The organism is Ruegeria sp. CG4, assembly GCF_056537185.1.
The window spans coordinates 1-2,500 of the sequence record NZ_JBQFRB010000018.1; the positions used below are offsets into that span (position 1 = coordinate 1).

The 2,500-nt window shown below is 54.2% G+C and carries 1 tRNA gene and 2 rRNA genes (1 of these 3 cut by a window edge); all 3 read right to left on the minus strand.

The features are described from left to right. Window positions 1–212: 212 nt before the first annotated feature. Window positions 213–289: transfer RNA gene (locus ACR0J2_RS24000), tRNA-Met, on the minus strand. Window positions 290–342: 53 nt separating this feature from the next. Then, window positions 343–457: ribosomal RNA gene (gene rrf / locus ACR0J2_RS24005) — 5S ribosomal RNA — on the minus strand. Between the two features lie 185 nt (window positions 458–642). Further along, window positions 643–2,500: ribosomal RNA gene (locus tag ACR0J2_RS24010) — 23S ribosomal RNA — on the minus strand (it continues 985 nt past the right edge of the window).

Genomic DNA, 2,500 nt, shown 5'->3' on the forward strand with positions numbered 1-2,500 from the left:
GATTGAGTTGGAGGGTGCCTTGGCGGCGCTGATAGGGTTGGTCCAGAACGACAAAAGCCGCCTTGCGGCGGCTGGTTCGGTAAAAGTGGTTGCGGGAGCAGGATTTGAACCTGCGACCTTCAGGTTATGAGCCTGACGAGGTGAAGACGTTAAGCAATTGATCCAGTGGATCAATTGTAGTCTGAACGGGCTGTTCTGAGATTTTCCGACGCTGGTTGCGGGAGTAGGATTTGAACCTACGACCTTCAGGTTATGAGCCTGACGAGCTACCGGGCTGCTCCATCCCGCGTCAGGGTCGGAAAGTGTTTCATCGTTTAGAGAGGTTTTGGGGGATTTTACTAGGTTTGGCGGTGACCTACTCTCCCGGGGCTTAAGCCCAAGTACCATTGGCGCGGCAGTGCTTAACTTCCGGGTTCGGGATGGGACCGGGTGTTTCACTTGCGCTATGACCACCAAACCGAGGAAAATCCCCGTCGCTCTTTTTTGCGAAGCAAAAAGGCGACGCGCAGGAGGCAGCGTATTCGCGAAGCGGATGCGCGTTCCTGCACGGTTGTTATGTCAATCAACATCGCGGCCAGGTGCTGCGAAGTTATCCATGTTTACTGAGGTGTATGTTTTTGATTTGTCTTTCCATTACTGGATCAAATCAAGCCTATCGGGCGATTAGTACCGGTCAACTGAACGCATTACTGCGCTTACATCTCCGGCCTATTGACGTGGTGGTCTTCCACGGCCCTCAGGGAGACCTTGTTTTGAGGGGGGCTTCCCGCTTAGATGCCTTCAGCGGTTATCCTGTCCGATCATAGCTACCCAGCACTGCCGTTGGCACGACAACTGGTCCACCAGTGGATCGTTCACCCCGGTCCTCTCGTACTAGGGGCAACTCCTCTCAAGTCTCCTACACCCACGGCAGATAGGGACCGAACTGTCTCACGACGTTCTAAACCCAGCTCACGTACCTCTTTAAACGGCGAACAGCCGTACCCTTGGGACCTGCTCCAGCCCCAGGATGAGATGAGCCGACATCGAGGTGCCAAACACTGCCGTCGATATGGACTCTTGGGCAGTATCAGCCTGTTATCCCCGGCGTACCTTTTATCCGTTGAGCGATGGCCCTTCCACTCGGGACCACCGGATCACTATGGCCGTCTTTCGACTCTGCTCGACTTGTCAGTCTTGCAGTCAGGCTGGCTTCTGCCATTGCACTCAACGAGCGATTTCCGACCGCTCTGAGCCAACCTTCGCGCGCCTCCGTTACGCTTTAGGAGGCGACCGCCCCAGTCAAACTACCCGCCACGCAGGGTCCCGGATCCGGATAACGGACCGCGGTTAGACATCAAGAGTGCGAAGGGTGGTATCTCAAGGGAGGCTCCACAGGTACTTGCGTTCCTGCTTCAAAGCCTACCACCTATCCTGCACATCACAATCCTGATGCCAGTGCGAAGCTGTAGTAAAGGTGCACGGGGTCTTTCCGTCTAACCGCGGGAAGCCTGCATCTTGACAGGCAATTCAATTTCGCTGAGTCGATGTTGGAGACAGCGGGGAAGTCGTTACGCCATTCGTGCAGGTCGGAACTTACCCGACAAGGAATTTCGCTACCTTAGGACCGTTATAGTTACGGCCGCCGTTTACCTGGGCTTCAATTCAAGGCTCTCACCTCTCCTTTTAACCTTCAGGCACCGGGCAGGCGTCAGACCCTATACGTCGTCTTGCGACTTCGCAGAGCCCTGTGTTTTTAATAAACAGTCGCCACCCCCTGGTTTGTGCCCCCAGCCCCTAGTTGCCTAGGAACCGGGCCTCCTTCTCGCGAACTTACGGAGGTATTTTGCCGAGTTCCTTCAACATCGTTCTCTCAAGCGCCTTGGTATGCTCTACCAGTCCACCTGTGTCGGTTTAGGGTACGGTCTGATGGAGGGCTATTTCCAGGAACCACTCAGCAGCCCAATCAATCCGATAAGATTGAACTACACCTGTGATCCGTCACATCCTCCTGGCCTAGGAATATTAACCTAGTTCCCATCGCCTACGCCTTTCGGCCTCGGCTTAGGGGCCGGCTTACCCTGCTCAGATTAGCTTTAAGCAGGAACCCTTGGACTTTCGGCGAGAGTGTCTCTCACACTCTTTGTCGCTACTCATGTCATCATTCTCACTAGTGATCTCTCCACCGGATCCCTCACAGGCCGGCTTCATCGAAAGAACTCGATCCGTCATTACACCCGCTGATATTTCACAGGTGGATGCAAATACGGATGAGTTCTATGTCACACTACGCTCTGCTACCATGCCTTACGGCATCCTAAGCTTCGGCTCATGGCTTGAGCCCCGTTACATCTTCGCCGCAGGACAACTTATTTAGACCAGTGAGCTGTTACGCTATCTTTAAAGGATGGCTGCTTCTAAGCCAACCTCCTGGTTGTTTTGGTCGTCCCACCTGCTTTCCCACTTAGCCATGAATTGGGGGCCTTAGCTGTAGGTCAGGGTTGTTTCCCTCTCCACTACG